At 63.4% G+C, this 26,647-nt stretch carries 20 protein-coding genes; 11 read left to right on the top strand and 9 right to left on the bottom strand.

What is annotated here, in order from left to right:
* Genes ABCW42_RS14240 through ABCW42_RS14215 form a run of 6 tightly spaced genes read right to left on the bottom strand, consistent with a single transcriptional unit; the run spans position 1 to position 6,304 of the window.
* On the bottom strand, positions 1–732 hold the full coding sequence (locus tag ABCW42_RS14240) for a DUF4166 domain-containing protein (protein WP_423181828.1): 732 nt from the start codon (positions 730–732) through the stop codon (positions 1–3).
* Positions 733–779: 47 nt separating this feature from the next.
* Positions 780–2,072, bottom strand: coding sequence for a DUF58 domain-containing protein (locus ABCW42_RS14235; protein WP_423181827.1), 1,293 nt, complete (start codon positions 2,070–2,072; stop codon positions 780–782).
* Between the two features lie 38 nt (positions 2,073–2,110).
* The gene (locus ABCW42_RS14230; RefSeq protein ID WP_423181826.1) at positions 2,111–3,163 is read right to left on the bottom strand and encodes an AAA family ATPase; all 1,053 of its coding nucleotides are present in this window, start codon (positions 3,161–3,163) and stop codon (positions 2,111–2,113) included.
* On the bottom strand, positions 3,160–4,377 hold the full coding sequence (locus ABCW42_RS14225) for a DUF4350 domain-containing protein (protein ID WP_423181825.1): 1,218 nt from the start codon (positions 4,375–4,377) through the stop codon (positions 3,160–3,162). Before ABCW42_RS14225 ends, ABCW42_RS14230 begins: the two co-directional genes overlap by 4 nt.
* Complete coding sequence (locus ABCW42_RS14220; protein ID WP_423181824.1) at positions 4,374–5,057, bottom strand: DUF4129 domain-containing protein; 684 nt, start codon at positions 5,055–5,057, stop codon at positions 4,374–4,376. The genes ABCW42_RS14225 and ABCW42_RS14220 overlap by 4 nt, the downstream gene beginning before the upstream one ends.
* Positions 5,054–6,304: a hypothetical protein gene (locus ABCW42_RS14215; protein WP_423181823.1), complete on the bottom strand. Its 1,251-nt coding sequence runs from the start codon at positions 6,302–6,304 to the stop codon at positions 5,054–5,056. Before ABCW42_RS14215 ends, ABCW42_RS14220 begins: the two co-directional genes overlap by 4 nt.
* A gap of 178 nt (positions 6,305–6,482) precedes the next feature.
* Here ABCW42_RS14215 and mtrA point away from each other — a divergent pair, with 178 nt between their 5' ends.
* The 7 genes from mtrA (at position 6,483) to secA (ending at position 16,862) form a co-directional block, all read left to right on the top strand.
* Entirely contained in the window at positions 6,483–7,157 is a 675-nt protein-coding gene (gene mtrA / locus ABCW42_RS14210; RefSeq protein ID WP_133205387.1) for an MtrAB system response regulator MtrA, read from the top strand.
* The gene (gene mtrB / locus ABCW42_RS14205) at positions 7,129–9,114 is read left to right on the top strand and encodes an MtrAB system histidine kinase MtrB (protein ID WP_423181822.1); all 1,986 of its coding nucleotides are present in this window, start codon (positions 7,129–7,131) and stop codon (positions 9,112–9,114) included. The genes mtrA and mtrB overlap by 29 nt, the downstream gene beginning before the upstream one ends.
* A 53-nt stretch (positions 9,115–9,167) precedes the next feature.
* On the top strand, positions 9,168–10,829 hold the full coding sequence (locus ABCW42_RS14200) for an LpqB family beta-propeller domain-containing protein (protein WP_423184905.1): 1,662 nt from the start codon (positions 9,168–9,170) through the stop codon (positions 10,827–10,829).
* A 170-nt stretch (positions 10,830–10,999) separates the two neighbouring features.
* Positions 11,000–11,848: a ComF family protein gene (locus ABCW42_RS14195; protein ID WP_423181821.1), complete on the top strand. Its 849-nt coding sequence runs from the start codon at positions 11,000–11,002 to the stop codon at positions 11,846–11,848.
* 162 nt (positions 11,849–12,010) lie between these two features.
* The gene (gene hpf / locus ABCW42_RS14190) at positions 12,011–12,736 is read left to right on the top strand and encodes a ribosome hibernation-promoting factor, HPF/YfiA family (RefSeq protein ID WP_423181820.1); all 726 of its coding nucleotides are present in this window, start codon (positions 12,011–12,013) and stop codon (positions 12,734–12,736) included.
* Positions 12,737–12,769: 33 nt separating this feature from the next.
* Positions 12,770–13,993 (top strand): winged helix-turn-helix domain-containing protein, encoded by a 1,224-nt coding sequence (locus ABCW42_RS14185; protein WP_423181819.1) that lies wholly within the window; start codon positions 12,770–12,772, stop codon positions 13,991–13,993.
* 127 nt (positions 13,994–14,120) lie between these two features.
* Positions 14,121–16,862 (top strand): preprotein translocase subunit SecA, encoded by a 2,742-nt coding sequence (secA, locus tag ABCW42_RS14180; RefSeq protein WP_423181818.1) that lies wholly within the window; start codon positions 14,121–14,123, stop codon positions 16,860–16,862.
* 339 nt (positions 16,863–17,201) lie between these two features.
* On the opposite strand, the gene ABCW42_RS14175 is transcribed toward secA, so the two are convergent.
* Both ABCW42_RS14175 and ABCW42_RS14170 read right to left on the bottom strand, forming a co-directional pair.
* On the bottom strand, positions 17,202–17,726 hold the full coding sequence (locus ABCW42_RS14175; protein ID WP_423181817.1) for an Rv3235 family protein: 525 nt from the start codon (positions 17,724–17,726) through the stop codon (positions 17,202–17,204).
* Between the two features lie 53 nt (positions 17,727–17,779).
* Complete coding sequence (locus tag ABCW42_RS14170; protein ID WP_423181816.1) at positions 17,780–18,592, bottom strand: LysM peptidoglycan-binding domain-containing protein; 813 nt, start codon at positions 18,590–18,592, stop codon at positions 17,780–17,782.
* A gap of 182 nt (positions 18,593–18,774) precedes the next feature.
* Between ABCW42_RS14170 and ABCW42_RS14165 the strand changes: the two genes are divergently transcribed.
* Positions 18,775–19,347: a hypothetical protein gene (locus ABCW42_RS14165; RefSeq protein ID WP_423181815.1), complete on the top strand. Its 573-nt coding sequence runs from the start codon at positions 18,775–18,777 to the stop codon at positions 19,345–19,347.
* 59 nt (positions 19,348–19,406) lie between these two features.
* On the opposite strand, the gene ABCW42_RS14160 is transcribed toward ABCW42_RS14165, so the two are convergent.
* Entirely contained in the window at positions 19,407–19,622 is a 216-nt protein-coding gene (locus ABCW42_RS14160) for a helix-turn-helix domain-containing protein (RefSeq protein ID WP_133205395.1), read from the bottom strand.
* A 152-nt stretch (positions 19,623–19,774) separates the two neighbouring features.
* Here ABCW42_RS14160 and ABCW42_RS14155 point away from each other — a divergent pair, with 152 nt between their 5' ends.
* The 3 genes from ABCW42_RS14155 to ABCW42_RS14145 are packed head-to-tail and all read left to right on the top strand — an operon-like array spanning position 19,775 to position 26,634.
* Positions 19,775–20,413 carry a hypothetical protein gene (locus ABCW42_RS14155; RefSeq protein ID WP_423181814.1) on the top strand — a complete coding sequence of 213 codons (639 nt, stop codon included), beginning with the start codon at positions 19,775–19,777 and terminating at the stop codon, positions 20,411–20,413.
* Positions 20,410–21,723, top strand: a complete 1,314-nt coding sequence (locus ABCW42_RS14150) for an AAA family ATPase (protein WP_423181813.1) — start codon at positions 20,410–20,412, stop codon at positions 21,721–21,723. The genes ABCW42_RS14155 and ABCW42_RS14150 overlap by 4 nt, the downstream gene beginning before the upstream one ends.
* 57 nt (positions 21,724–21,780) lie before the next feature.
* Positions 21,781–26,634 carry an NAD-glutamate dehydrogenase gene (locus tag ABCW42_RS14145; RefSeq protein ID WP_423181812.1) on the top strand — a complete coding sequence of 1,618 codons (4,854 nt, stop codon included), beginning with the start codon at positions 21,781–21,783 and terminating at the stop codon, positions 26,632–26,634.
* Positions 26,635–26,647: the final 13 nt, after the last annotated feature.

The following is a 26,647-nucleotide window of genomic DNA, read 5'->3' as shown; positions in this document are numbered from 1 at the left end:
CTAGACGCGCGGCTCCCAACGTTCCGGTTCCGCGTAGCGCGGGAGTCCGACGGCGGAAGTTGCGGTTTGCGCGGAGGATGCGGATTCGTTCGCGGGCAGCAAAGGGGCCAGCCGGTAGTCGAAGGCCCCGGCATATACGAGGACAAGTCCAACGTGCCTCTGCAGTACCTTCACCTGGATCCTATGTTTCCCTTCCGCTGCGTCCCACCACTGTTCGGCATACGCCTTCGCATCGAGGGAAGCCGGCAAGGATAGCCTGAGGGGACCCAGGAATAGACGCGTGGCACTTGAAATGCCTCGAAGGCGCCCCTCGGGCGTGACATCGAGGTCCAAATCGGTGGCGAGCCTGCGGTAGCGGCCAAGGTAATCCACCAGCCGGGTGCCGTTTTTGCCGGCTTCGGCCACGGTGGAGTCGTGGAACAACCGGGTCCGGCCCGGGAAGAAGATTTCCCGCCGGGCAGTGAGGCTCGAACGTCCGAACGGGTCAAGATGGGCGTGGTTTTCGATCCGGAACGGAACCTGCTCGCCGTACTCGGGGAAGAACGCTTGTTCCCCGGCGACGGTGGCCACAAGGGGCCGCAGCCAGCGCTGCCGGCATCCGACGACGTCGAACACGCCCTCGCCGATTCCGTACGATCCGGATCCCGGCGCAAGTGAGAAATAGTCCTGGACCTCGGGCTGCAGTTGCTGGAATTTGGCGCCCAATGCCAGTTCATAGATCGGTGTGCTCATGTGGCTCCTCGCCGGGTAGATGGATTCCAAGCTCTCGCGTGACGGTACTACAAACGGCCGGCCGCCTTGAGCCGGATATACGCATCGGCCAGCCGGGGCGGCAGGTCGAGCGGTTCGGCATCCACAACCTCGGCGCCCAATTGCCGCAAATGGGTGCTGACGGCTTCGCGGTCCAGCAGCGCCCGTTCGGCGGCCGAGGCACGGAATACCTGGCTCGCCGTCGTCCGATCTTCCTTCATGCGGCCCAGCAAGGGGTCCCGGACTGAGGCGACCAGGACGACGTGCTGCCGCAGCAGTTGCGCCACCAGGGGAATGAGGCCTTCTTCGGGGGCACCGCCGTCGAGCGACGTCAGCAGGACAACGAGGGAGCGGTGCGCCGAAATGGCCCGCACCTCGGCGGGAACCTGCCCCCAGTCCATCTCGATCAGCTCAGCCTCAAGCGGCGCCATGGCCTGCACGAGCGAACCAAGGAGATTGCCTTTCGCCGCCGAATCGACGCGTCCGCGAACGCGGCGGTCGAAAGCGAAAAAGTCCACCCGGTCACCGCCACGTTCAGCGAGGACAGCCAGAAGCAGGGCAGCCTCCATGCCGGTATCCAGCCTCGGCTCGTCCTCGATGCGCGCCGCCGCCGTACGGGAGGTATCCAGCATGATCACGACGCGGCGGTCCCGTTCCGGCCGCCACGTGCGGACCACGACGGCGGTGCGTCGCGCGGTCGCGCGCCAGTCGATCGAACGGACATCATCGCCACGGACATAGTCCCGAAGGGAATCGAATTCGGTTCCCGCCCCGCGGATCTGCACGGCCGCCTTGCCGTCGAGTTCCCGGAGTTTCCGCAACTTCGACGGCAAATGCCGCTTCGAGTTGAACGGCGGCAGGACGCGCACGCGGCCGGGGAGGGGGACCGTTCGTTGCCTGGCCGCGAGACCCAGCGGGCCGAAGGACCGCAATGTCACGTGGGGTGACGTCAGGTCCCCGCGCCGCGTCGGCCGCAGGCGTGCAGCCACACGGCGTCGCTCACCGGCCGGAACAGTGACGCGCTGGATGGGTGCGGCGTTCCCCGCGGAGGGCTGCCAGCCGTCGCGCACGAGCCCGCGGAAGGTGCGTGTGCCTCCATTGCCGAGAAGCACCACGGATTCCGCGTCCGAATGGAGCGTCACGTTGCCGGGATCCTTGCGCTCCAAGGAAAGGGCCGTTGGCGATGCCGCGAGCACCAGGTCGGCCAACAACAAAGCGAGGAGCACGGCAAGGAGGATCAGCACCGTGCCCCACGACGGAAAAAGCACCAAAGGGGCCAACGCGGCGAAAACAAGCAGCACGAAACGGCCGGTGATCGCCATTCAGCACCCCGGAGCGGTCGTCATGGGAGAGGGAACCATCACCGCGGCACGGGAACGGACGCCAGGATGCTACCCAGCACATCGTCCACGTGGACGCCGTCCATCTGGGCTTCCGGCCGCAACCCGACGCGGTGGCGCAAACATGGCAAGGACAAGGCTTTGACGTCGTCCGGGGTGACGAAATTGCGGCCGGAGAGCCACGCCCACGCCCGGGACGTGTTCAGCAACGCCGTCGCCCCGCGGGGAGAAACGCCCAATTGGAACGACGGCGCCGCCCGCGTTGCCCGGACGACGTCCACAATGTAGCCGAGGACTTCCGGGGCGACCGTCACCTGGGCCACCGACCTGCGGGCTTCTTCGAGTTCCACCACGCCGGCGACGGGCCGGACGCCCGCGGCCTTCAGGTTTCGCGGATCGAAGCCCACCGAATGCCTGCGGACCACCTCGATTTCCTCTGCCCGGCCAGGCAAGGGCATGGACAACTTGAGGAGGAAGCGGTCCAACTGGGCTTCGGGCAGGGGATAGGTGCCCTCGTACTCCACGGGGTTTTGGGTGGCAGCGACGATGAATGGCGACGGCAATGCGCGTGAGACGCCGTCGACGGACACTTGCCGTTCTTCCATCGCCTCCAACAGCGATGCCTGCGTCTTGGGCGGTGTCCGGTTGATTTCGTCGGCCAGCATGATGTTGGTGAAGACGGGTCCTTCGCGGAACGTGAATTCGGAAGTATGCGAGTCGTAGACGAGGGATCCCGTGACATCGCCGGGCATGAGGTCCGGGGTGAACTGCACTCGTTTGGTGTCGAGGCTCAGGGCCGTGGACAGTGCCCGGACCAGCAGGGTCTTGGCGACACCCGGAACGCCTTCGAGCAATACATGGCCGCCGCACAAGAGGGCGATCAGCAGGCCAGTCACGGTTGAGTCCTGCCCGACGACGGCCTTGCCGACTTCGTGGCGGACGTCCAGCAGCGCTTTGCGGGCGGGATCGGGTTCAACGGAGGGGCTTGGCTCGTGGCGTCCGGCGTCCTCCCGCACATGTCCGCCCTGGTAACCGTGGCTCCCGTCGGTGAAGCTGCTTGCTTGATTGCTCATCGGGCTATTGCCTCCTGCTCGATTCTTTCGATGCTTTGTGCCCAACGCACCAGCTCGGACTCGCTGTGCGGCTTGTGATCCAACACGACAGGGCGCAACTCTTGGGGTGCACGGTCCAGCCGCCTTGCCATTGCGTCCAGGACGGCCTCCGCGCTGGCTTCCGGACCGAGCCGGAAATGCTTGGCAAGCCTGGCCAGGGTGCCTGCCCTCAGGTTATCCGCCGCCCGCGCGACAGCCCGGGAGTCCTGGTACAGCCGGGCCCGGCCTTCAGCCGTTTCAGCGGCTTTGACCACCACGGGCAGTGGTTCGAATACCAACGGGCCGAGCCGCCGCCCCCGCCAGAGCACGGCGAGCACTGCGACAATCGCGAGCCACAGCCCGAGGAATCCAACCCACGGCGGCGCGAGGTCGTTCAGGGTCGGCGCCCGTCCGTCCTTGGGAACGTCTCCGATGCCCGGGAGGTACCAGATCAGCTCTGGTGCCGATCCGAGGGTTCGCAGGCTCAGAGCCGCGTTTCCTTCGTTTTGCAGGAGCTGGTTGCTGAGCAGCTCCGTGCTGCCGAACACTACTAGTCGGCCGTCCGCGCTGGCGGCGTACATCCCGCCGTCGCCGTTGCCCGGCCGGTAGCACGTAGTTTCGGCTCCGGCGTAAAGGAACCCACCCGTTCCGGAGACAGTCCCAGCGGCGACGGCGTCGGCCTGGCGGCATCCCGGTTCCACGGTTGTGGTGCTCGTGGGAACCACACCCGCATTCCGGATTCCGGCGCCCAACCCGCTGAGGGTCCGGAAGCCGGGAGCCACCACAACAAGGCGCCCCGCCGTCCCTTCCAAGCGGTGGAGTTGGGAGGCGCCCAGGAAGCCGTTCGGGTCGTACAGCAAAACGGTGGCTTGCGGCTTTCCGCTCAAAAGCGCGGTGGTGTTCGCGAATGAATCGGATTGGGTGACCGTGACTCCGTGCTGCCGCAGGATTTCGGCTACGGCCATGGCACCGTTCGGAGCCGGATTGCGGGCGGACAACGGAGCCGTATCCGAGCCGCCGGAGTTTTCAGCCACCGTGACGACGGCCAGAACAACAATGAGCGCTCCGATGAGTAGCCACGACGAACGGCGACGCGCCCACTCGCGGAGGTTCCGGCCCGGACCTCGTGGTTCCGTTGGCGGGGGAGTGTCGCGGCCGGTCTTGCGATCGCCGGCGCTGACCGGGGCCATCGTCATCGCGGCACCGCCAAGCCGATGCTTGCGGCTCCGGAATAGTCCGGTTTCGTTGCCGCCAACTCCGAATCCAGCGCAAGGACGTCCGCGTAATCGGCAGCCGAAGCGGCTCCCTTGCCGTATTTCACCCCGTCGAAGAGCCGGGCCGCCTGCTCCAGCCGTGTGCCGGCCGCCGCGAACGCGCGGCCCAGTTGGGCAGCCGCCTCATCGGCCGTCCGGCCCGCCTGCACATCGATGACCGCCCGCTCTTCGGCGGCGCGGACCACTGCCCGGAACTGCTCGACGACGGCTGTCGCCCAGTCTTCCCGGCTCGCGGCGGCGGCAGCGCGGGCGCGGAATACGTCCGCATGTGCGGGGGCGTCGTCGTCGAACACTTCCGCCGACGACTTCCTGCGGGCGTTGAGCCGCGGCCTGACGACGATGACGGCGACCACGATGAGGACCACCACCAACGCTCCGATCAGGGGAAGCCCGAAACCGGGTCCCTCAATCGAGTTCCCGTTGAGGGAGCGAAGCCAATCGATGAAGTGGTTCCACAGCTCTTCGAACCAATTGGGCTGGGCGGAAACATACTGCTGTTTGGACAGCTCCTCAGTGGCCCACCGTCGGGCTTCATCGCGGTCCGGGTCCACCGGAGGTTCGGAGGCGGCAAGAAGGATTGAGGCCGCGGCTGCTGGGATCATCCGTGGGGGTAGCCCTGACCGCTCGCCGGTGGCCAAGGCCGGAAGTTCGCTTGGCGGACCGCGTGGCGGCCTGGAATGCCGTCAGGATCTTCACCGGTTTCCAGTAGCCGGAGCAACTCCAGGTCCAGCCCGTCCCGCCGCATGCGCAGGTCCATGTAGATCAAGGCGGCAACGGAAGTCTGGAAAGCGAAGCCCACTGCTCCCACCAAGGCGGAGACGATCAGCGAAACCACAGTCAGGACGATTGTTGTGGTAGTCAACTGTTGCGTGCTGGCATGTGGGGACACGACGGCGGTGATTCCTCCGGTGGCCATGCTGATCGGCATTTGCACTACGCTCCCGATCACTCCCACCATGAACGTCACCAGGAGGACGATTCCAAAGATCCGCCACCAACTTCCGGTAGTCAGCCCCCATGAACGCTGGATTCCGGCGAATACCCCGAGCTCCTCGACTGTGATCGCGGCCGGCGCCACCATCAGCTTGGTGTAGATCCAGACGCACGCCGCCACTGCTACGAGTCCAAGGGGAATTGCCAGGACGAGGCCGACCGGCCCAAGCGAGGCCAGGATTATGGCTCCCAGCAGGACGACGATCACGACGATCGCCAAATATCCAGCCAGCAGCAGCAATCCGTATCCCACCAAGGGCAAAATGCGTGAACGGGCGAGGGACCACATTTGCTTGAATCCAGTCCGCCGGTTGAGGGCCGATCTCGTGACCGGAATGGCAAGGACCCCTTGGAGTATCGCGGACAGCACGGCCGAGAGCAGGGAAATCGCCATGACACCGGCCATCATTCCGATGACCGGACCGAAAAAGCTCATCGCTTCGGCCTGGCTCGTGAACCCGCCTGCCGGAACTTTGGCCATGGTAAGGAACCCGATGGAGGCCACTCCGCTCAGGCCAGTCGAGATGATTTGGACAATGAGCGCCGAACTGAACATGGTTTTGGCGTTCCGGCGGATGGTCTGGAAGGCGCCGTCCATGATTTCACCGAACAGAAGCGGGCGCAGCGGAACGATTCCCGGTTTCGGCGGAGCGATGTAGCGTGGCTGTCCATACGGTGGCAGGCCCGCCGCCTGCCAGCGGGGATCAACGGGGGCGCCCCACGCCTGTCCGGGATAGGGCTGGTTCCCCCATTGCGGTGGGCTTCCCCATTGCGGCTGGTTGTCCGACGGCGGCTGGCCGCCCCATTGCGGTTGGCTGCCCCATTGTGGCTGGTTGCCAGGCTCTGGCTGTGACACGTTTTCCTCCCCAAAAGACGCAGTCCGCAGCAATCCACGGACCCGGTTGGGGACCGTGGGCTCCAGCCTATAGTTCAGTCGCTGAGCCACATAGTCCAACGCGCTTGGCGGTTGCCGGCCGCCATGCCGTGACCAGGCTCAACAGGACAAAGCACTAGTGATAAGGGAATATATAACTATGAAGGCACGCATCCTGGTAGTGGACGACGACGAAGCACTGGCCGAAATGATCGGCATCGTGCTCCGGAACGACGGCTTCGATCCGGTCTTTTGCGCAGACGGAGGACAAGCCCTCGACGTTTTTCGTTCCGCCAAGCCGGACCTCGTGCTGCTTGACCTGATGCTGCCGGGTTCCGACGGCATCGAAGTGTGCCGGCAGATCCGTGGAGAGTCGGACGTGCCGATTGTCATGTTGACCGCCAAATCGGATACCTCCGACGTCGTCCGCGGACTGGAATCCGGTGCTGACGATTACGTGCCGAAGCCGTTCAAGCCCGCCGAACTCGTGGCCCGGGTTCGCGCCCGGTTGCGTCCAGGGGACCAGAAAGCCCCGGAAACCCTGCGGATCGCGGACGTGACCATCGACGTCGCCGGCCATATGGTCACCCGTGGCGGTGAACGTATTTCGTTGACGCCCTTGGAGTTCGACCTCCTGGTTGCCTTGGCACGCAAGCCGTGGCAGGTCTTTACGCGGGAATTGCTGCTGGAACAGGTGTGGGGCTACCGCCACGCCGCAGACACCCGCCTGGTCAACGTCCACGTCCAGCGATTGCGGTCCAAGATCGAGCGTGACCCGGAAGCTCCCGAAGTTGTATTGACGGTTCGTGGTGTCGGATATAAAGCAGGCTCCTGAGTCGCCCGCCGGCGAGTCCGGCACAGACAACCCGGCAGTACCAAGCGACGCCAAAAACACCGGGGCGGGGCACCCGGTTCCCGAGCACACGGACGCCCACGCCCTGAACCTCCCGTGGCTCATTGAGCGGACCCGCATCTGGACGCGCCGCGCGCTGATCCTGGCCTTGCGCGTGTCGCGGCTCGTCGTGACCGGCCTGCGGCATTTCCGTCCCGGGATCCGGTATTTGTGGCGTGCCCTGTTACGGCGCTGGCGCCGCTCGCTGGAATTCAGGACAGTCTCGATGACCCTCCTGTTGTCCATTGCCTCCTTTGCCGTGGTTGGCGCGTACCTTTCCAACCAAATCGCGAACAACCTTTTCCAAGAGCGATTGAAACAGGCGGAATCGGAGAGCCGGTACTACGTCAAGCAAGTCCAGGACACTTTCGACGGCTCACAGGCCAACGACCAATCAAGCGTGATCACGCTGGTATATGACACCCTCAAGGCAGTGGAGGGAAACGGCTCCGTCATCCAGCGGCGCTACGTCTTCGAAGCCATGCCGGAGCAAACCAAGCCGCGGAACCGCTGGGTGGAGTCGCGCGCTTCGGACCAATTGACGGTCCGCGTCATCCCCCCGGCCCTGAGGAAGGCCGTCCAGGAATCCGGCAAGGACCAGTACTGGGCTTCGACGGAGTTCCCGGTGGGCGACCAGGACCACCCGGGCATCGCCGTCGGGAACAAGGTCACGTTCAACGGCACGGTCTACGAGCTCTACCTCTTGTATGACCTCGATACCGCCCAGCAGACGCTCGACGAGATACAGAACGTGCTGTGGGCCGGTGGCGCGGCCCTTGTGCTGATGATCGGCGGCATCGCGTGGTACGTGACCCGGAACGTCGTCAGCCCGGTGAGCCATGCCGCCGTCGTTTCCGAAAAGCTCGCCGCCGGCCAATTGCAGGAACGGATGGTGGTCAAGGGCGAGGACGAAGTCGCAAGGCTGGGGGCTTCGTTCAACCACATGGCCGCGAGCCTCCAGGAACAAATCACCCAGTTGGCAACCCTGTCCCAGATGCAGCAACGGTTCGTCTCCGATGTCTCGCACGAGCTACGGACACCCCTCACAACCGTCCGGATGGCGGCCGAGGTCTTGTACGACGCGCGCGATGACTTCGACCCCATCAACAAGAGATCCGCGGAACTCCTCTACAACCAGGTGGAGCGGTTCCAGTCCTTGCTTTCGGACCTGTTGGAGATTTCCCGCTTCGACGCCGGCGCCGCCGTGTTGGACGCGGAACCCACCGACATCTTCCAGGTTGTGTCCCATGTCATCGACGGCGCTTCGCCCGTCGCCGCGGAGTACGGCTCGGAGGTGCGCCTTACTTCACGGCACAAGCGGATCATCGTTGAGATGGATGCGCGCAGGATCGACCGGATCCTGCGCAACTTGCTGCTCAACGCCGTCGAGCACGGTGAAGGCAGGCCGGTCCACGTCTCCGTCGCCGCCAACCATGATGCCGTTGCCGTTTCAGTGCGCGACTTCGGCATCGGAATGACCGCCGCGGAAGCCGCACGGGTCTTCGACCGGTTCTGGCGTGCCGATCCCGCGCGCGCCCGTACGACCGGCGGCAGCGGGCTGGGATTGTCCATCGCGGCGGAAGACACCAAACTCCATAACGGCTGGTTGCAGGCGTGGGGCCACAAAGGGTCCGGTTCGAACTTCCGATTGACCCTGCCCCTCAAGAAGGGCGGCACCATCGGGAAGTCGCCCCTCCAGTTGGAGCCCGTGGATATCCGCCTTCCCGGCGCGGCGTCCGAGCGGCAGATGCTCGTCCTGGATGCCGGCGAAGGCGCTCCGGAACAGGATTCAGCGACTCAGGATTCAGTAATGCCGGCACCGTCGGAAGGCACAACCTCGCCGGCGCGGAACCTGGCAGAAGAGGACGACGCCGGTACCGGGGGAGGTGCGACGCCGTGAGTTTACGCCGCTCGTCCGTGCTGAAGGCAACCATCGCCGTTTTGGCGGTCCTCATGGTGGTCCTCAGTTCCTGCGCGCAAATCCCGCGGTCAGGCCCAGTGGGAAAGAGCAAAGACGAAAGCGCGGGCAATCCCAACGCCCCCGTTTTCTTCCCGCCGCCTCCCCACCCGGGCGCCACCCCGGAGTCGATCATCGAGGACTTCTACGGTGCCGGCAGCGGGTACGAAGGCGACTACGCGGTGGCCCGGCAGTACCTGACGCAGTCATTGTCGGTCAGTTGGAAGTCGGACCAACGGACGCTCGTCTTCCGCAAGGCCACGGTTGTCAAGACCGGCGTGGAGAATCAGTTCAAGTACCAGCTTGACCTCGCCTACTCAGTGGATGCCGACGGCGTCGCGACCCAGTTCCCGGAAGGAACCACGGAATCAATCCCGGTGACCTTGGACCAGGTGGACGGCGAATGGCGGATCTCCGCCGTGCCCGACGGCACAGCGATCCCTGAAGAGACATTCAAGGTCATCTACGCCGCCCAGCCGATCTATTTCTACGATCCCACCTTTACGTATGCGGTGCCGGACATCCGGTGGTTCATCAAGAAGAACACGGTCAAGGCCATGACGAGTGCGTTGCTCGCAGGTCCCGCACCCTATCTCCGTGGCGCGGTGGTCAGCGCGTTTCCCGCCGGAATGACGCTGGCCAGGGAATCGGTGCCCGTTGTCTCCGGCGCGGCGCAGGTGGATCTTTCCGCCAAGGAACTCGTTGACGCCTCCGCCGAAGACCGGCAGCGCATGCAAAACCAACTCACGCTCACCTTCCGGAGCCAGCCGGACGTGGTGAACGTGCAACTTCGGGCCGATCAGGACCTGGTCCGTGTCGAAGACAGCGGCTCCGTCCTGCCGCCGGTCCTTGAGAAGAACGCCCCGGCCCGCCAAATCGCCGTCAGCAACAACGAACTCGTGCGCTATGAGAACAACAGGATTTCCCCCCTTCCGGACATGCAGCCGGTCGCGGGGCTCAATCCGCAAGCGCCCGCCGAGTCCCCGACGTCCCAGGCTGTGGCTTTCCTCAACGGCTCGGGGACCGTCCTCTATTCCATGATTCCGGGCCAGCCTGCCCGTCAATTGACTACCAGAAGCACTCTGGCCGATCCCTCCTTCAGTCCGCAGGACTGGGTATGGACATCAGGTCCCGGCGCGAACGGGGCCACGGAAGTAGTCGCGTTCAAACCGTCCAACGTTCCGGAAGGCCAGCCCATCCCGTCGGTGACCATGGCTCCGCCCTGGCTGGCCGGACGCATCGTGCGGGACTTCCGGATTTCCCGCGAGGGCACCCGCGCGCTCGTCGTCTCGGAGCAGAACGGCAAGTCAACTGTCCAAGTGACCGGAATCCTCCGCAACCCCGATGGCACCCCCAAAGACCTCACGGCGCCCATAACCCTCCTCACGTCGGCGCCGGTCGACCAAGGAGTCTGGGTCAATTCCACCACCGTGGCAGTGATGAAGGGTTCGGCCACGCAAAACGTTGTCCCCGAGCTTTTGTCGCTCACGTCGGGAGAGCCCCAGCTTCTTCCTGCCTGGGCCGGGCTGACAACCATCAGCGCCGGCAATGGTCCGGACGAGGTTTACGGCCAGTCGTCGGCCGGGGTGTTCCAGCGCGTGGGAAACGGCTGGGAACTCCAACTCAAGGGTCCTGTGGATCCGGCCTTCCCGGGTTAGCTGGTTCCCGCGGTTTGTCCACATAGCAGCATTGGTTCCTTCCCCTGCCGGGCACCAGGTTTCATGCTGGGTTCATGGCACATGGCGAAGCGCGTTTCCGCGCGCGGGATCCCGATCTCGCAGGCACCCGGAACTGCGACGCGCGGCATCGCGGGAGGCACGGTGCGCTAATGGCTGCGGTCGCTCAAGGCCTTGCCGACGCCTTCACCGAAATACTCTCAGTGCTGGCTCCCGAAGAATGTGTGTGTTGCGGCGCGGAGGATTCGGTACTGTGTGGCACATGCGCGCGCCGCCTTCGCCTCCTGTGCGCCTATCCTTTCCGGGCTGAAGCACAGGCACCCGCGCTGCTTACCGTCGACGGGTCGGTGCTGGTCCCCGTCGTGGCTGCTGGACACTACCGGGACGAAATGGCGCAAGCCCTGCTTTCCTTCAAGCACCTTGGACAGGGACGGCTCGCCGCGACGCTGGCGCCCGCACTGGGAAAGGCGATCCGGGCAGCTGTCGGGGACGCCTCCCACATCTGCCTTGTCCCGGTCCCGAGCAGTAACGCCGCATTCCGGCGCCGGGGTTTCAGCCCGGTTCATCTCCTGCTCTCGCATTTGCGGCGACGCAAGGCGCTGCCGGGCATGGAAGTAAAGGACGTCTTGAAGAAATCCGGACCTGGAGTCGCCGGACTCATCGGAATGGCCGGCCTTCTCCGGATCCCGGATCGATGGACGAAAGGCGCCGCGGGCGGACAGAAGGGGCTTGGCCGCGGAGAGCGCGCGCGCCGCGTGCGCGGCTCCATGAAGGTCCGCGCCGTGTTTCGGGCAGGACCGCTGGACGGCGTTCCGTGCGTCATAGTCGACGACGTCCTCACCACGGGCGCCACACTCGCCGAGGCAGCACGGGCGATTTCGACCGAGGGCGGAACGGTGTGCGGTGCAGTCGTCCTTGCCGCGACCAGGCCGCCCGCGGGCGGCGAAGCTCCCCAAACCAGCCGGCAGGCATATCCTCAGGCGACTCAAACCAAAAAATAAGTGACGAAAGGATGAATTACCCGTGGCGATGAACTAACGTCGGTTATGGGTACCAAGAACAGATGTACCTGTCGATAGCGGCTCGGAAAGGGGCTCGACTGTCTGTCAGATCAGCCCCCGGAAGCGCCCTTATCGTGTCACCTGAGTTGTTTGGAGGGCACCATGGAGTTTATGATCAGCGGCCGTAATCTGACCGTTTCGGATCGCTTCCGCGAGTATGCCGGCGAAAAGATTTCCAAGATCGAATCGCTTGGGGACAAGGTCCAACGTGTTGACGCCAAGGTTTCCAAGGAAACCAACCCGCGCCAGACACCCGGCCAACTCACTGTGGAAGTAACTGTCCTGGGACGGGGCCCCGTGATCCGGGCCGAGGCGAGTGCCGCTGACAAGTTTGCCGCCTTTGACCTCGCATATAGCAAGCTGCTGGAAAGGCTCCGCCGCGCAAAGGACCGGAAGAAGGTCCACCACGGCCGCCACACGCCCAAGGCCGTCCGTGAGGCGACTGCGGCGCTTGAGCCCGCCAGCGCGAGCGAACCCATTTACGCAGGGGCCAGCAACCACCTGGAGCCAGAGACGGCGCAGGCGGAAACTTCCCCCTACGATGTTGAAAACGACATCCCTGCCGGCGATTCCCCGGTCCTCATTCGCCGCAAGGTTTTCCCTGCCGCTTCGCTCACCCTTGATGACGCGGTGGACAACATGGAATTGGTGGGCCACAACTTCTACCTGTTCGTGGACAAAGAAACGAATACGCCGTCGGTTGTATACCGCCGCCGTGGATGGACATATGGGGTTATCACCCTCGACTCCACCTGCGAACCAGGGGACCAGCCCGTGGAAGAAAAGATCCACGCGTACCGCTCGAACGACCAGGCCGCACGAGCCTAGGCCAACTGCAGCGACCCCGATGAAAGGACTGGAATGACCGCTTCGCTGAGCCTGTCGCAGGCACGGCGGATCGCATTGGCAGCCCAGGGTTTGGACAAAGTACGGCCCACCGGCCCCGTATCTTCACGGGCGGTGGGCCGTACTTTTGCCCGGCTGCAGGTGGTCCAGATCGACTCAGTCAACGTTCTGTCCCGGAGCCATTACCTGCCGTTCTTCTCGCGGCTTGGCAACTATGACCGGGAGATCCTGCGGGCGATGGCCGGTAGAAGCCCGAGACGGATGATGGAGTACTGGGCACACGAGGCCAGCTTCATCCGGCCCGAGCACTTCCAGGACCTCCTTCTGTGGCAAAAGCGCAAATGGGTTGGAGCCTCCCACTTGGAGCCGGGAGTAAGGGAAGGGATGGCACGCCGGATCCTGGAAGCGCTAGCCGGGGGCCGTCCCATGACTGCAGCACAGTTGACTGCGCATCTTGGGCACGAAGAAGAGCGGCAGCACGACAACTGGGGATGGAACTGGAACCTGGTAAAGCGGGTCCTCGAGCACCTGTTCGAGGAAGGGCTGGTGACGGCTGCCTCCCGGACGGAACAATTCGAACGCCGGTACACCCTGACCGCGAGGATCTTCGCCAACAATGGACCAGTCGACGGCACCCACGACCCCAGCGCCGACCGCGCCACGTCCATGGACCGATTGCTGGACGCAGCGGCGCAGGCCCACGGAATCGGTACGGTCCGTTGCTTCGCCGACTATTTCCGGACCCCGGTGAAGGCAAGCTCCGAGTCGGTCATTCGGCTTGTTGCCGCTGGTCGGCTGGAACCAGTCACGGTGCTCGGCTGGAACCGGCCGCTCTACAGGCACGTTGAGGCCAAACTCCCGCGCACTGCCCAAGGCCGGGCCCTCCTCAGCCCCTTTGACTCGTTGGTCTTCGAACGCAGGAGGCTCGAGGAGTTGTTTGGCTTCCACTACAGGATCGAGATCTACACTCCCGCTGAGAAGCGGAAATACGGCTACTACGTCCTGCCCTTCCTCCTGCGCGATTCCGTCGTCGCCCGCGTCGACCTGAAGGCCGACCGCGAAGCGAAACGGTTGCTGGTGCGCGCAGCCCACGGTGAGCCGGACGCCCCGCCGGACACCGCCGTCGAACTTTCCGCTGAACTTCGCCTCATGGCGGAGTGGTTGGGGCTCGACGACGTCGTGGTAGCACCGAACGGCAATCTTTCGTCAGCGCTGGCCTCCGCCACTGCCGGCAATTGAGTCGCGGTGGTTTCCGAGCCCCGGCCCAAGGGTTCTCCGCTCTCAGGGAAACGTAACCGTGCTCTTGGTCTCTCCCGTAGACTGAAAACGCCAGAATTCGGCAGCTTGAGACTGGGAGCAACTTTACGTGGCATCACTTATCGAAAAAATTCTCCGCACGGGTGACAAGAAAACCCTGAGGCAACTGCGGAACTATGCCGATTCCATTAACGCCCTTGAAGACTCCTTCAAGTCCTTCTCAGACGCCGAATTGCGTGAAGAAACGGACAGGCTCCGTGACCGCCACCAGGACGGCGAAAGCCTCGACGACCTCTTGCCGGAGGCCTTCGCAGCCGTGCGCGAAGCTGCCTCTCGAACCCTCGGAATGCGCCACTTCGATGTCCAGATGATGGGTGGGGCCGCCCTGCACCTCGGCAATATCGCCGAAATGAAAACCGGTGAAGGCAAGACCCTCGTGGCCACAGCTCCTGCCTACCTCAATGCCCTCACCGGCAAGGGCGTCCACGTTGTCACCGTCAACGACTACTTGGCGGAATACCAGTCCGAGCTCATGGGCCGCGTCTACCGCTTCCTGGGGCTGAGCAGCGGGTGCATCCTCGCCAACCAGGATCCGTCGGTTCGCAGGGAGATGTACGCCGCGGACATCACCTACGGCACGAACAATGAATTCGGCTTCGACTACCTGCGCGACAACATGGCGTGGGACAAGTCCGAGCTCGTGCAGCGCGGCCACCACTTCGCCATCGTTGACGAAGTGGACTCCATCCTCATTGACGAGGCACGTACTCCGCTCATCATCTCCGGTCCCGCCCAGGGCGACACCAACCGCTGGTACAGCGAGTTCGCCAAGGTCGTCCTGCGCCTCCAGCCTGAAACCGATTATGAAGTGGATGAAAAGAAGCGCACCGTCGGCGTCCTCGAGGCCGGTATCGAAAAAGTCGAGGACTACCTCGGCATCCAGAACCTGTATGAATCCGCCAACACTCCCCTCATCGGTTTCCTGAACAACGCCATCAAGGCCAAGGAACTTTTCAAGCGCGACAAGGACTACGTGATCCTCGACGGTGAGGTACTCATCGTCGACGAGCACACTGGACGCATCCTGGCAGGACGCCGCTACAACGAAGGCATGCACCAGGCCATCGAGGCGAAGGAAAACGTCGAGATCAAGGCCGAAAACCAGACCCTCGCCACGGTGACCCTGCAGAACTACTTCCGCATGTACTCGAAGCTTTCGGGCATGACGGGTACCGCGGAAACCGAAGCCGCTGAGTTCATGAGCACCTACAAACTGGGAGTGGTGCCCATTCCCACCAACCGGGACATGCAGCGCATCGACCAACCGGACTTGGTGTACAAGAACGAAATCGTGAAGTTCGAGGCAGTGGTTCGGGACATCGCCGAGCGCCACGAGTCGGGCCAGCCGGTGCTCGTTGGTACTACCAGCGTCGAAAAGAGCGAATACCTGTCCGGACTGCTGGCCAAGGAAGGCATCCGGCACGAGGTCCTGAACGCAAAGAACCACGCACGCGAGGCCGCCATCGTGGCACAGGCCGGACGCAAGGGAGCGGTCACCGTGGCCACTAACATGGCGGGCCGTGGTACGGACATTATGCTGGGCGGCAACGCCGAGTTTACGGCCATCGCCCAATTGGCTGCGCGCGGACTTGACCCGGAGGACAACTCCGAAGAATACGAGGCCGCGTGGCCCGAGGCGCTCGAAGCCGCCAAGCAGGCCGTCAAGGACGAACACCAGGAAGTCCTCGAATCGGGCGGCTTGTATGTCCTTGGCACGGAACGCCACGAGTCCCGCCGCATCGACAACCAGCTTCGCGGCCGTTCGGGCCGCCAAGGTGACCCGGGGGAGTCCCGTTTCTACCTCTCCCTGACCGACGACCTCATGAGGCTCTTCAACTCGGGGGCAGCCGAGCGGCTCATGAACAGCTCGGTTCCGGACGACGTCGCGCTCGAATCCAAGCTCGTGTCACGCGCAATCGCTTCCGCGCAGGGCCAGGTTGAAGGCCGGAACGCCGAGCAGCGGAAGAACGTCCTCAAGTACGACGACGTCCTGAACCGCCAGCGCGAAGCGATCTACGGCGATCGCCGCCGGATCCTCGAAGGCGACGACCTGCACGAGAAAGTCCAGTTCTTCCTCGAGGACACCATCAATGCCATGATTGACGCCGCGACGGCGGAAGGCACGGGAGATGACTGGGATTACAGCCAGTTGTGGACCAACCTCAAGACCCTGTACCCGGTCACGGTAACTTCCCAAGAGATCATTGATGAAGCCGGTGGAAAGTCCAGGGTTTCCGTTGAATTCTTGAAGAACGAAATCCTTTCGGATGCGCAGCTCGTCTACAAGGAACGCGAAGAAGCCATTGGCGCGGAGAACATGCGCGAGCTTGAGCGCCGGGTTGTCCTGTCAGTCCTGGGACGCAAGTGGCAGGAACACCTCTACGAGATGGATTACCTGAAGGAGGGCATTGGCCTGCGCGCCATGGCCCAGAGGGATCCCCTGGTCGAGTACCAGCGTGAAGGCTTCACGATGTTCCAGAGCATGATGGAAGCAATCCGTGAGGAAAGCGTCGGTTTCCTCTACAACCTCGAGGTCGAAGTCACCCCGGCAGAGGACGTCGTGGTCCTGGACGGCAGCCCCGAAGGGGGACACACCGAGCATCACGATGCACAGATCCACGCGGCGGGACTGGACGCTCCGGAGAAGCCGGTCCAGCTGCAGTTCACGGCGCCCGGAGAAGACGGGTCCACCCAGACGCGGATTGAAGGGCGTTCCTCGGGACGGTCCGGGAACCCCGCCAAGGCTGCTGAGGAAAGGCCTCGTTCAAATAACAAGAAGAAGCGCCGCTAGGCATGGAGGCTGTCCTGCTTGGTCAGTGAAGCCCCAGGCAGGGCGAACCGCAGAGACTGCGCCGGTGGCGAACCACCGGTCGGGTACGCCAAAGGGGATGGTCCGGAACTTATGTTCCGGGCCATCCCTTTTGGTCTATCGCTGCGCGGGTGTATCCCTGCACGGGTGGATCCTTGCGCGGGTCTATCCCAGCGCGGCTGATCCTTGCGCGGGGCTATCCCTGCACGGCTGGATCCTTGCGCGGCTCAAGGCCGGGGGCGTAGCGGATCTGTTCGGTGCTTTAGTCCTTCGCAGGAGTGCCCGGGCCTGCCCCGCCCTGTCTCAGCCGATTTTCCTGTCTCAGCCGATCTCGAGGGCTGTCACTTTCCAGGCATCGTTCCCACGCTCGAGCCGCATGGCGACTGCCCGTGAGCGAAGTTCTTCGGCTACAACGGAGCTTGCCTCGTAGACGCCGTCCTTGACGGCGCATATGCGGACAGAACGGACCACGGGACTGCGGTGGAGACGCGACTGCTCAGACTTGATGCGTGCAGTGTATGCCCTCGTCAGCGCGGCCCGGTGTAGCAACGACGCATAGCACGACGGTTCCAAGGAGCGCGATAGCTGCTGGGCAGGCCGGGTGCCTGCGAGGACTTCTACAACTGCTTGCGCAATGCTCCTGGCCAAGGTTCGAATGTCCCTGTCGAGGCTCAGCACTTTCGGCACGGCAGGCGCGGAGGAAGGACGAACGTCCGATGGTTCGCCGCTTCCATTCTTCGCGAGGGAAGCACGCATTGGAGAAGCCACCGCTGCAGAAGGGGCAAGGGCAGGCACGGCTGCCTTTCGTCCGGATTCGGGCAGGGGGAGCAGTGCTGGTGTAGTCAAGGTGTTCCTCGGTGACGAAGCTAGGGGAGGTCCGCTCAAAGGACTGGTCATAGTCAGCTCCGGTGAGGCGGATTGAGGATTTGGCCGGGGACGAGGTGCCCAGGGTCGTCTCCGATCATCTGGCGGTTTGCCTCGTACCACTTCGGCCAATGGAGGGCGACCTCTACGTCGCTGGCAAGTGGGCCGAGCTCGCGGGCGGCGATCGACCATAACGAATCGCCGCGTTGGACCACCACGGCCCCCTGCGTGTTCGCGCCGGATTGTTCGGCGCTACGTTGCTGGCCCGAACCGAGCAGTCCGGGCCCCGTGACCGGCTGGCGCGGCTGCCAACCTGGCTCTATGGGTGCCGGGGCAGGGCTGACCGACAAGGAATCCAACTTCTCAGCCGCCGTGTTGGGATGCCCGGCCGTCAGAGGGACTGATCCTTGGCGCCCGGCCGAAGCGTCGGACGTTTCCTCTGGGGCTGCGGGCGTCGGTGCCCACGCCGGCGCGGTGGATACGCTCCGGTCAGTCGGGCTCCACGCCGGCTCAACAGGATTAGGAGCTGCGTTTGCCAAAGGAATTCCCACGAGATTCAGGCCCAGTACCGCCAAAGCCAGTCTTCGCATGAATGCGGGGCTGAGACGGGCAGTGGCCCGCGCACCCTGCGTCCGGCCTGAGCGCTGGAGCAATACGGTAGCGATCGCCAAAAGGAGTCCCGCGACCCACCACGCCACGATCACCAACCCGCCGACTGTCGCGCAAAGGCCTAAGAGGTCGTCGAACATGGGTGTTTGCCGGCGACTCGCCGATTCCTGCCAGCGGGAAAGCATGATCATGCCGGTAGCGGCGAGCAAGACACCCAGCAGAAGGATCGTTGCTGCCATTGCGGCGTCATTGCGAACGGATCTGGTCGATTGTTCCATGGGTTCCCCTTACCCGGATAATGTCATTTGATGTAGTTTGATAAATCTTGAATCATTTTGATCATAAAAATGACGACTTGTCCAGATTTGCTGGTCGCTGGCCGGATTTTGATCCGGCCGGAAGGCCCGCTTACGCTGGCGCCATGCGATGGGATGCTCTGTTTGACGACATGGAGGCACAACTTGCCGCAGAGCATCTCCTGGGCCTTGAATCGGAAGTCTCGGAGCGCGCGCGGGTCGAGATCGCCGGAATAGATGTCTCTGACAGGCTGCGCGGAGCGCTCGGACAAGCACTCGACGTCGTTCTCAGATCGGGTATGGTCGTGTCAGGCGGCGTGAGCCATGTCGGGAGCGAATGGCTGGTTCTGAACGAGGGCAGCCTTCAATGGCTTGTCCCGCTGGCGGCAGTATTGACGTATCGAGGATTGGGCAGGCAAGCGATTGCCGCTCAGTCAACCGTTTCCCGGCGGCTTGGCATCGCCAGCGCCTTGCGCGTGTTGGCCCGCGACAGGGCCGAATTGGCGGTCCACGTGTTGGCTGCGAACCCTGGGGAAGCTGCCATCTACGGTGTCATCGATCGAGTCGGGAAAGACCATTTCGATCTAGCGGTCTTGATGCCCGGTGAAGTACGACGGGCCGGAAACGTCGTGTCCGTGGTCACGGTTCCGTTCGGCTCGCTGGCCGCATTGCGCTCACTGCGAGGACGCGAGCTTTAGCACGCAGGAAGCGCGCCGGAGTCTTCCGGCAGGACCGGACGCTCCCGCATCGGTTCTCGCTAGGAGGATTTGGATTTGGCCTCTTCAATCATCCTGCTGGCTTCGGCGTAGCGCTCTTCGATGTACTGCTCGAGCATCTTCTCTTCAACCCGCCATTGACCGCGGCCGCCCACTTGGATGGCTTTGAGTTGACCGCTCCGCACCAACGCATAGGCCTGCGGTGAGTTGATCTGGAGTTGTTCGGCGACGTCAGCCAAGGTGAGGAATCGGGGCATGACACCATTTTGCCATTCTTCGGCATTCTTTGTCGGAGTTATCCACAGCTTGAAGTGATTTGTGGCACTTGGCTTTCTTTGGCGACGTGCGCCGGACCAGAATGAGGCCACTGGCTTTCATGGCAGTCGACCGACTCAATTGGGGGAGCGAAATGAGTGCAAGTACTGCGGGCGCAGCGCGGCTGAAGAAGCCGTCGTGGCGGGACCCGCGCTTACTGGTGGGAGTTCTTCTTGTCTTCGCGTCGCTGGCGGGCGTCATCGCGCTCGTCGGGGCTGCCGACCGCACCATCCAGGTCTATTCGGCACGCGAGCCGATCGCCGTCGGCCAGAAGATATCCAGAGAACAACTCGCCGTCGTCAATGTCCGATTGGACGACGTCGAACGGAGCTACCTGACGGTCGCGGGCGGTGTGCCCGAGGGAAAAGTCGCCGTGCAGAGAATCGCCGGCAACCAGCTCGTTCCGCAGGAGAGCCTTGGAACGGCGGACGCCCTGAACCGCAAACCGGTGGCGATCCCGCTTCAGGAATCGTTGCCGTCGCAAGTGGTGGCCGGTTCGCGCGTGGACGTTTGGGTTGCACTGCCGGATCCGCGCGGCGGATTCGGCACACCCCAACTGCTCCTGCCCAATGCGGAAGTCGCGCAGGTCAGCGAGGGTAATTCCACCTTGGGTGCGTCCAAGGAAAAGGTGGTGCTGGTCCTTGTCACGGATGAGCAGATGCCGAAGCTTCTGGGAGCGCAGGCAAACAAGGCGAAGGTCGCCGTTGTTTGGAATCCCGGTGCGGGAAAATGAGCATCCCGGTTGTCACAGTCGGCCAGTCGCACGAAGACCTTGTGGGCGGCCTTGAGCGGCTTCACGGCCCTGTCACCGTGGTGCGAAGGTGCGGCGAACTCGCGGAGTTGCTGGCTGCGTGCCAAAGCGGACTCGCACGGGCGGCGGTGGTGGCCGAAGGCATCGATGAGTTGACCGCGTCGCTGGTTGACCGCCTTGCGGCTGTGGGCGTGACCGTCCTTGCCCTTACCGACGATCCCGCCGAGGCACGCCGACTACACAGTATCGGCGTGGCAACGACGCCGATGAGCGTCGATTCCGTGACGCTCGCCTCCACGATTTCCGAGTCGGTGGGGCAGACATTTACGGCAGCCCGACGCCGGATGGAACCGGTTGATGCCGGCTATGCTGACACCTCGGTCGATCTCCGTCCGGCCCCCGTGCACGAGGAACCTGACTCCGGGCCTCGTGGCGCCGGCAGGATCGTCGCCGTATGGGGTCCGGCGGGAGCTCCCGGCCGGACTTTGCTCGCTGTCAACATCGCCGCAGAACTAGCCGCAGAAGGAAAAACCGTCCTCCTCGTCGATGCGGACAGCTACGGCGCAAGCGTGGCCGCATCGCTGGGGCTGCTTGACGAATCCGCGGGAGTCGCACAGGCATGTAGGCTGGCGGACCAGGGGAAGTTGGATGTCGGTGCCCTCAAGAGGGTCGCGGCTCCCGTCTTCATGGCCAAAGGCAACTTCAGTGTTCTCACCGGCATCACCCGCGCGGACCGCTGGACCGAACTTCGCGCAGTCGCGCTCTCCACGGTGCTCGAAGTCGCCCAACAGGTCGCTGACGTCGTGGTGGTGGATGCGGGCTTTTGCCTTGAGGCCGACGAAGAGCTCAGTTTTGACAGTATGGCTCCGCGCCGCAATGCCGCCACCCTGCGGAGCATCGAAATGGCGGACACGGTGTATGCGATTGGTGCGGCGGACGCGATCGGCGTGCCGAGGCTCGTCCGAGGTCTCGCCGACCTTGCACGCGCAGTCCCGCAGGCGAATCCCCGGATCGTTTTGAACAAGGTGCGGCCCGCAGCCGTCGGGCGCTCGCCTGAACGGCAACTGAACGAAGCCTGGGAGCGCTACGGGCCCGGCCGGGACGTGGAGGCGTTCCTGCCTTCGGACCCGGAAGCATGCGATTCCGCGCTGCTGGCAGGCGAGGTCCTCCTCGAAACGGCGCCGGAATCGCCCCTGAGGGCTGCTATCGCCACTTTGGTTTGTGCGTCAGTCCAGCAAAATGGCAAATCCTCTGTCGTCTATTCCAGAGCAAGGCATCGGCCAAAGCGTTAGGCTCGCCATGTGGGCTGCAAAGACGCAGCAATCAAGATGTGATGGAGGCGTTTGTCGATGTCGTCAGGATCCAGCGTGGAGGATCGTTCAAAACCTGCAGTAGTCCGGGAAGGGTTCTTCGGAGACTACTACGAGCACCTCGCAGAGGAGGACGCCCGCGGATATGCTGCCGAGAAACTGACTTCGAGAGCGGAAACCCATAGGGAAGTGGCCAAGAGCCGCAAGCCGGGCGTCGCGAACGTCAAGGTTTTCAATGAGGCCGATCGCAGCATCCTCTACATCGTCACGGATGACATGCCCTTCCTCGTTGACTCGGTCAATGCCGAGCTCGTTCGCCAGAACTGCGCGATCCGGTTTGTCATGCACCCGCTGTTTGTCGTTTCTCGCGAGCAAAACACGGGGGACCTCGTCGGCATCGCCCGTGTTCCAGCCAGCATCGGCATCTCAAGCGGCGACACCGCCGCCATGCCGAACATCTCCCATCTCATCGCGCGGGGAGACAACGTCTCGCACATGGAGTCTTGGATCGCCGTCGAGGTCGACCGGGTGGCCGAGACCTTCCAAACTGAACTCATCGACGGAATCCACCGCGTACTCAACGATGTCCGCGCCGCCGTCGAGGACTGGCCCAAGATGCGCAGCAAGGCGCTGGAGGTGGCCGGATCGCTGGACAAGGTGGCACACCCCGAAGACGTCGCCGAGCTCCGCCAAGCGCAGGATCTGTTGCGCTGGCTGGATAACGGCAACTTCACCTTCCTCGGTTACCGGGAATACGACCTCATCACTGAAAACGGCGAGGACGTCCTTGAGCTCCGCGAAGAGAGCGGCCTTGGACTGTTGAGGGCCGGTGACCATCCGCACCAAATCCAACACCTCACTGATGCGGGACGCCGCAAAGCCCGCGAGAAGCGCGCCCTCGTCATCACGAAAGCCAATTCCCGCTCCACAGTGCATCGCCCTGCCTACTTGGACTACATCGGCGTGAAGAGCTTCGATGCCCTGGGAAATGTCAACGGCGAGCGCCGCTTCATCGGCCTCTTCGCCACGAGCGCGTACACGGGATCCGTCCGGAACATCCCGATTGTCCGCGAGAAGGTCGAAGCCGTCCTCCGTTCAGCCGGATTCCCCCAGGACTCGCATTCGGGCAAGGACCTTGTGGGTATTCTGGAAACCTACCCCCGCGACGAGCTTTTCCAGATCGAAACAGACGACCTCGCGGCCACCGCACTGGGCATCCAGCGCCTGCAGGAGCGGCGCCGTACGAAGCTTTTCCTACGCCCGGATATTTATGGTCGCTTCATGTCCGCCTTGGTGTTCCTGCCGCGTGACCGTTACACCACGAACGTCCGCCAGCGCATCGAACAGGAACTTCGCGAGACTTTCGAAGCGGAGAGCATCGACTACGAGGCTCGGATCACGGAGTCCGCGCTCGCGAGGGTCTTCTTCCGCATCCGGCTTCCGCGCGATGCCGAACTTCGCGACGTCGACTCCGAGGCGCTCGAAGCCCGCCTCGTCCGGGCTTCGCGCTCGTGGGCGGAAGGGGTCGCGGAAGTACTGCGTGAGAACACGAGTGGCTTGGACCAGGATGAACTGTCTGCCCTCTGGGCTGATGCGTTCCCCGCAAGCTACCGCGTGGACTACGAGGTTGAGGACGCCCTCCAGGACATTGAGCGCTTCGAGACCTACGGGGCTACCGTTGACCGCGACGCCGCAGAAGTCCAGGCCGAACCGGGGGTCCACGTGTACCTGCCCAGCGGTGCCGGCGAACTGCTCGAAGAAGATGCCCGCGTCAAGCTTTACCTGCTGGAACCCAAGAGCTTGAGCCAGATCCTGCCGTATTTCCACAATCTTGGACTCGAAGTGCTTGATGAGCGGCCCTTCGAGATCGAGACCGCTGACCACCGGGACTTCTTCCTGTATGACCTCGGCTTGAAGTATCCCGCCGGTGTGGATCCGGTTGCCACAGGTCAGCTCCTCGCCGATTCCTTCAGTGCTGCCGTGACCGGTGCGGTGGAATCGGACAGTTTCGACCGGCTGGTACTTCGCGAAGGAATCCACTGGCGCCAAGTCGTCATGCTCCGGGCGTATGCGAAGTACATGCGCCAGATGGGCAATACCAATTCCTTCGAGTTCATTGCGGACACCCTGCTCGCGAACCCTGAGGTTGCGCGGGGACTGATTGAGCTCTTTGGCGCCCGTTTCGATCCGTCGTCGCCGGAGACTTCGCGGGCTTCCCGCCAGGGAGCTGCCCGCGCCACCTTGGCGGAGGCTATCGACCAGGTGGCAACGCTCGACGCCGACCGCGTCTTGCGGACTTTCGTCAACCTGATCGAGTCGACCCTGCGGACGAATTACTTCCAGGCCAAGTCGTACGTCAGCTTCAAGCTCGACCCGACCAAGATCGATGGCCTGCCTTTCCCCAGGCCGAAGTATGAAATCTGGGTGTACTCGCCGCGCGTGGAGGGCGTGCACCTGCGTTTCGGCAAGGTAGCCCGTGGCGGTCTCAGGTGGTCTGACCGCCGGGAAGACTTCCGCACCGAGATCCTTGGCTTGGTCAAGGCACAGACTGTGAAGAACGCCGTTATTGTTCCCACCGGCGCGAAGGGCGGATTCTTCGCCAAGCAGCTTCCGGATCCGTCACTTGATCGGGCCGCGTGGATGGCCGAGGGCATTGAGAGCTACAAGACTTTCATCCGGGGATTGCTCGATCTCACCGACAACCTCGTCACTACTGCCGACGGTGAAAAGATCGTGCCGCCGTCGAACGTTGTTCGCCAGGATGACGACGACTCCTATCTCGTCGTCGCCGCGGACAAGGGCACCGCCACGTTCTCCGACACTGCCAACAGCCTTGCCGCCGAGTACGGCTTCTGGCTGGGAGACGCCTTCGCTTCAGGCGGCTCCGTGGGTTACGACCACAAAGCCATGGGCATCACGGCCCGTGGCGCCTGGGAGTCGGTCAAGCGACACTTCAGCGAGCTGGACCTCGACACCCAGACCGAGGAATTCACCGTGGTCGGTGTTGGCGACATGTCTGGAGACGTGTTCGGCAACGGAATGCTGCTGTCCAAGCACATCCGCCTTCTGGCTGCCTTTGACCACCGGCACATCTTCCTGGACCCGACGCCGGACGCCGCGTCTTCATTCCAGGAACGGCAGAGGCTCTTCGACCTGCCCCGCTCCTCCTGGGACGACTACGACCGCTCGCTCATCAGCGCGGGCGGAGGAGTCTTCCCGCGCCAGTCCAAGGTCATACCTATCTCGCCCGAGATCCGCAGCGCGCTAGGAATTGCGGAAGGCACGGTCCAAATGAGCCCTCCGGAGCTGTTGCGGGCCATTCTCCTGGCGCCGGCCGACCTCCTGTACAACGGCGGAATCGGGACGTACATCAAGGCAAGCACTGAGTCGCACGCGGAAGTGGGCGACAAAGCGAACGACGGTATCCGGGTTAACGGACGCGAACTTCGCGTCAAGGTCGTTGGCGAGGGTGGCAACCTCGGCCTTACGCAGCGCGGCAGGATTGAAGCCGCCTTGCAAGGGGTCATCCTAAACACCGACGCCATCGACAACTCGGCTGGTGTGGACTGCTCGGACCATGAAGTGAACATCAAGATCTTCGTTGACCGCATGGTTGCCGCAGGGAAGCTCGACGCCTCGGAGCGTACGTCGTTCCTCGCGGACATGACCGACGAAGTCGGCCGCCTCGTGCTGGAAGACAACATCGACCAGAACATCCTGTTGCTCAACGACCGGACGCGTGTGGCCGAGTGGAGCCCCAGCTACGAGCGCTTGATGGACTGGCTGGAAAAGTCTGCAGACCTCAAGCGGGACCTGGAAGCACTGCCGACGACCGATACTCTTCGCGATCGGCTGCAACAGGGACAGGGGCTGACCTCTCCCGAGCTCTCCGTCCTCGCCGCCTACGCCAAGATCGAATTGGGATCGGCGCTTCGGGACAGCGACCTCGCGGATGATCCATGGTTCCGGAAGACCATCCGCTCCTACTTCCCGAAGCAGCTCCGCGAGCGGTTCGATGCCGAATTGGACACCCACCCCCTGCGCCGCGAGATCATCGCGACCGTCGTAGCCAACGACATGATCAACCTAGGCGGTATTACTTTCGCTTTCCGCACCATGGAAGAGACCTCGGCTACCGAGGTTGCGGTGGCGAAGGCGTTCATCGCCCTGCGGGAGATCTATGAGCTCGACGCCATGGTGCAGGAGCTCAACGCGCTTCCGGCTTCGTTCCCGACGGAGCATTGGAGCACGGTCCACCTCGATATCCGCAGGCTCTTGGACCGCGCTGTTCGTTGGCTCCTGGGCCAAGGCAATGCCTCCAAACCGATCTCGGACATCGTCGCCGAATTCAAGCCGATGATGGATCCGATGCGGGCGAAGGTGCTCGACTACTTGCGCGGCGGCGACAAAGCGCGCGTGACCGGTTGGCTTGGGAAAGCCCGGGCCTGGGGCCTGCCGGACACGCTTGCCCACCGCTGGGCCGAACTCTTTGAGAGCTTCGTGCTTTTGGATATCGCCAAGATCGCCCAAAGCCGCGACGCCCGGGTGGAAGAAGTCAGCAACGTTTACTACACGGTGTTCGATCGATTCCACGTTGACTCGCTCCTTGAGCGGATTACGGCGCTGCCGCGCGATGACCGGTGGCAGGCACTTGCCCGCGCGGCGCTTCGCGACGACCTGTACTCGACGATCGCGGACATGACGACGTCGGTGCTTGACTCCACTGACACCGGACCCGACGCCGAGGATCGCTTGCGGACGTGGGAAGGCCTTAACGCCGAGCAACTGGGACGCGCGAAGAGCATGTTTGACGAGGTCAACGCGCTCGAAGCCGACGACATGGCTTCCCTGTCGGTAGCATTGAGGCTCTTGAGGTCTATCGTTCGACGCTAGGGGACCGCCCCGT

The sequence above is a fragment of the Arthrobacter sp. NyZ413 genome, from assembly GCF_049390645.1.
GTDB lineage: Bacteria > Actinomycetota > Actinomycetes > Actinomycetales > Micrococcaceae > Arthrobacter.
Note: the sequence above shows the minus strand (reverse complement) of the source record. Positions and strands in the feature narration are given on the sequence as shown.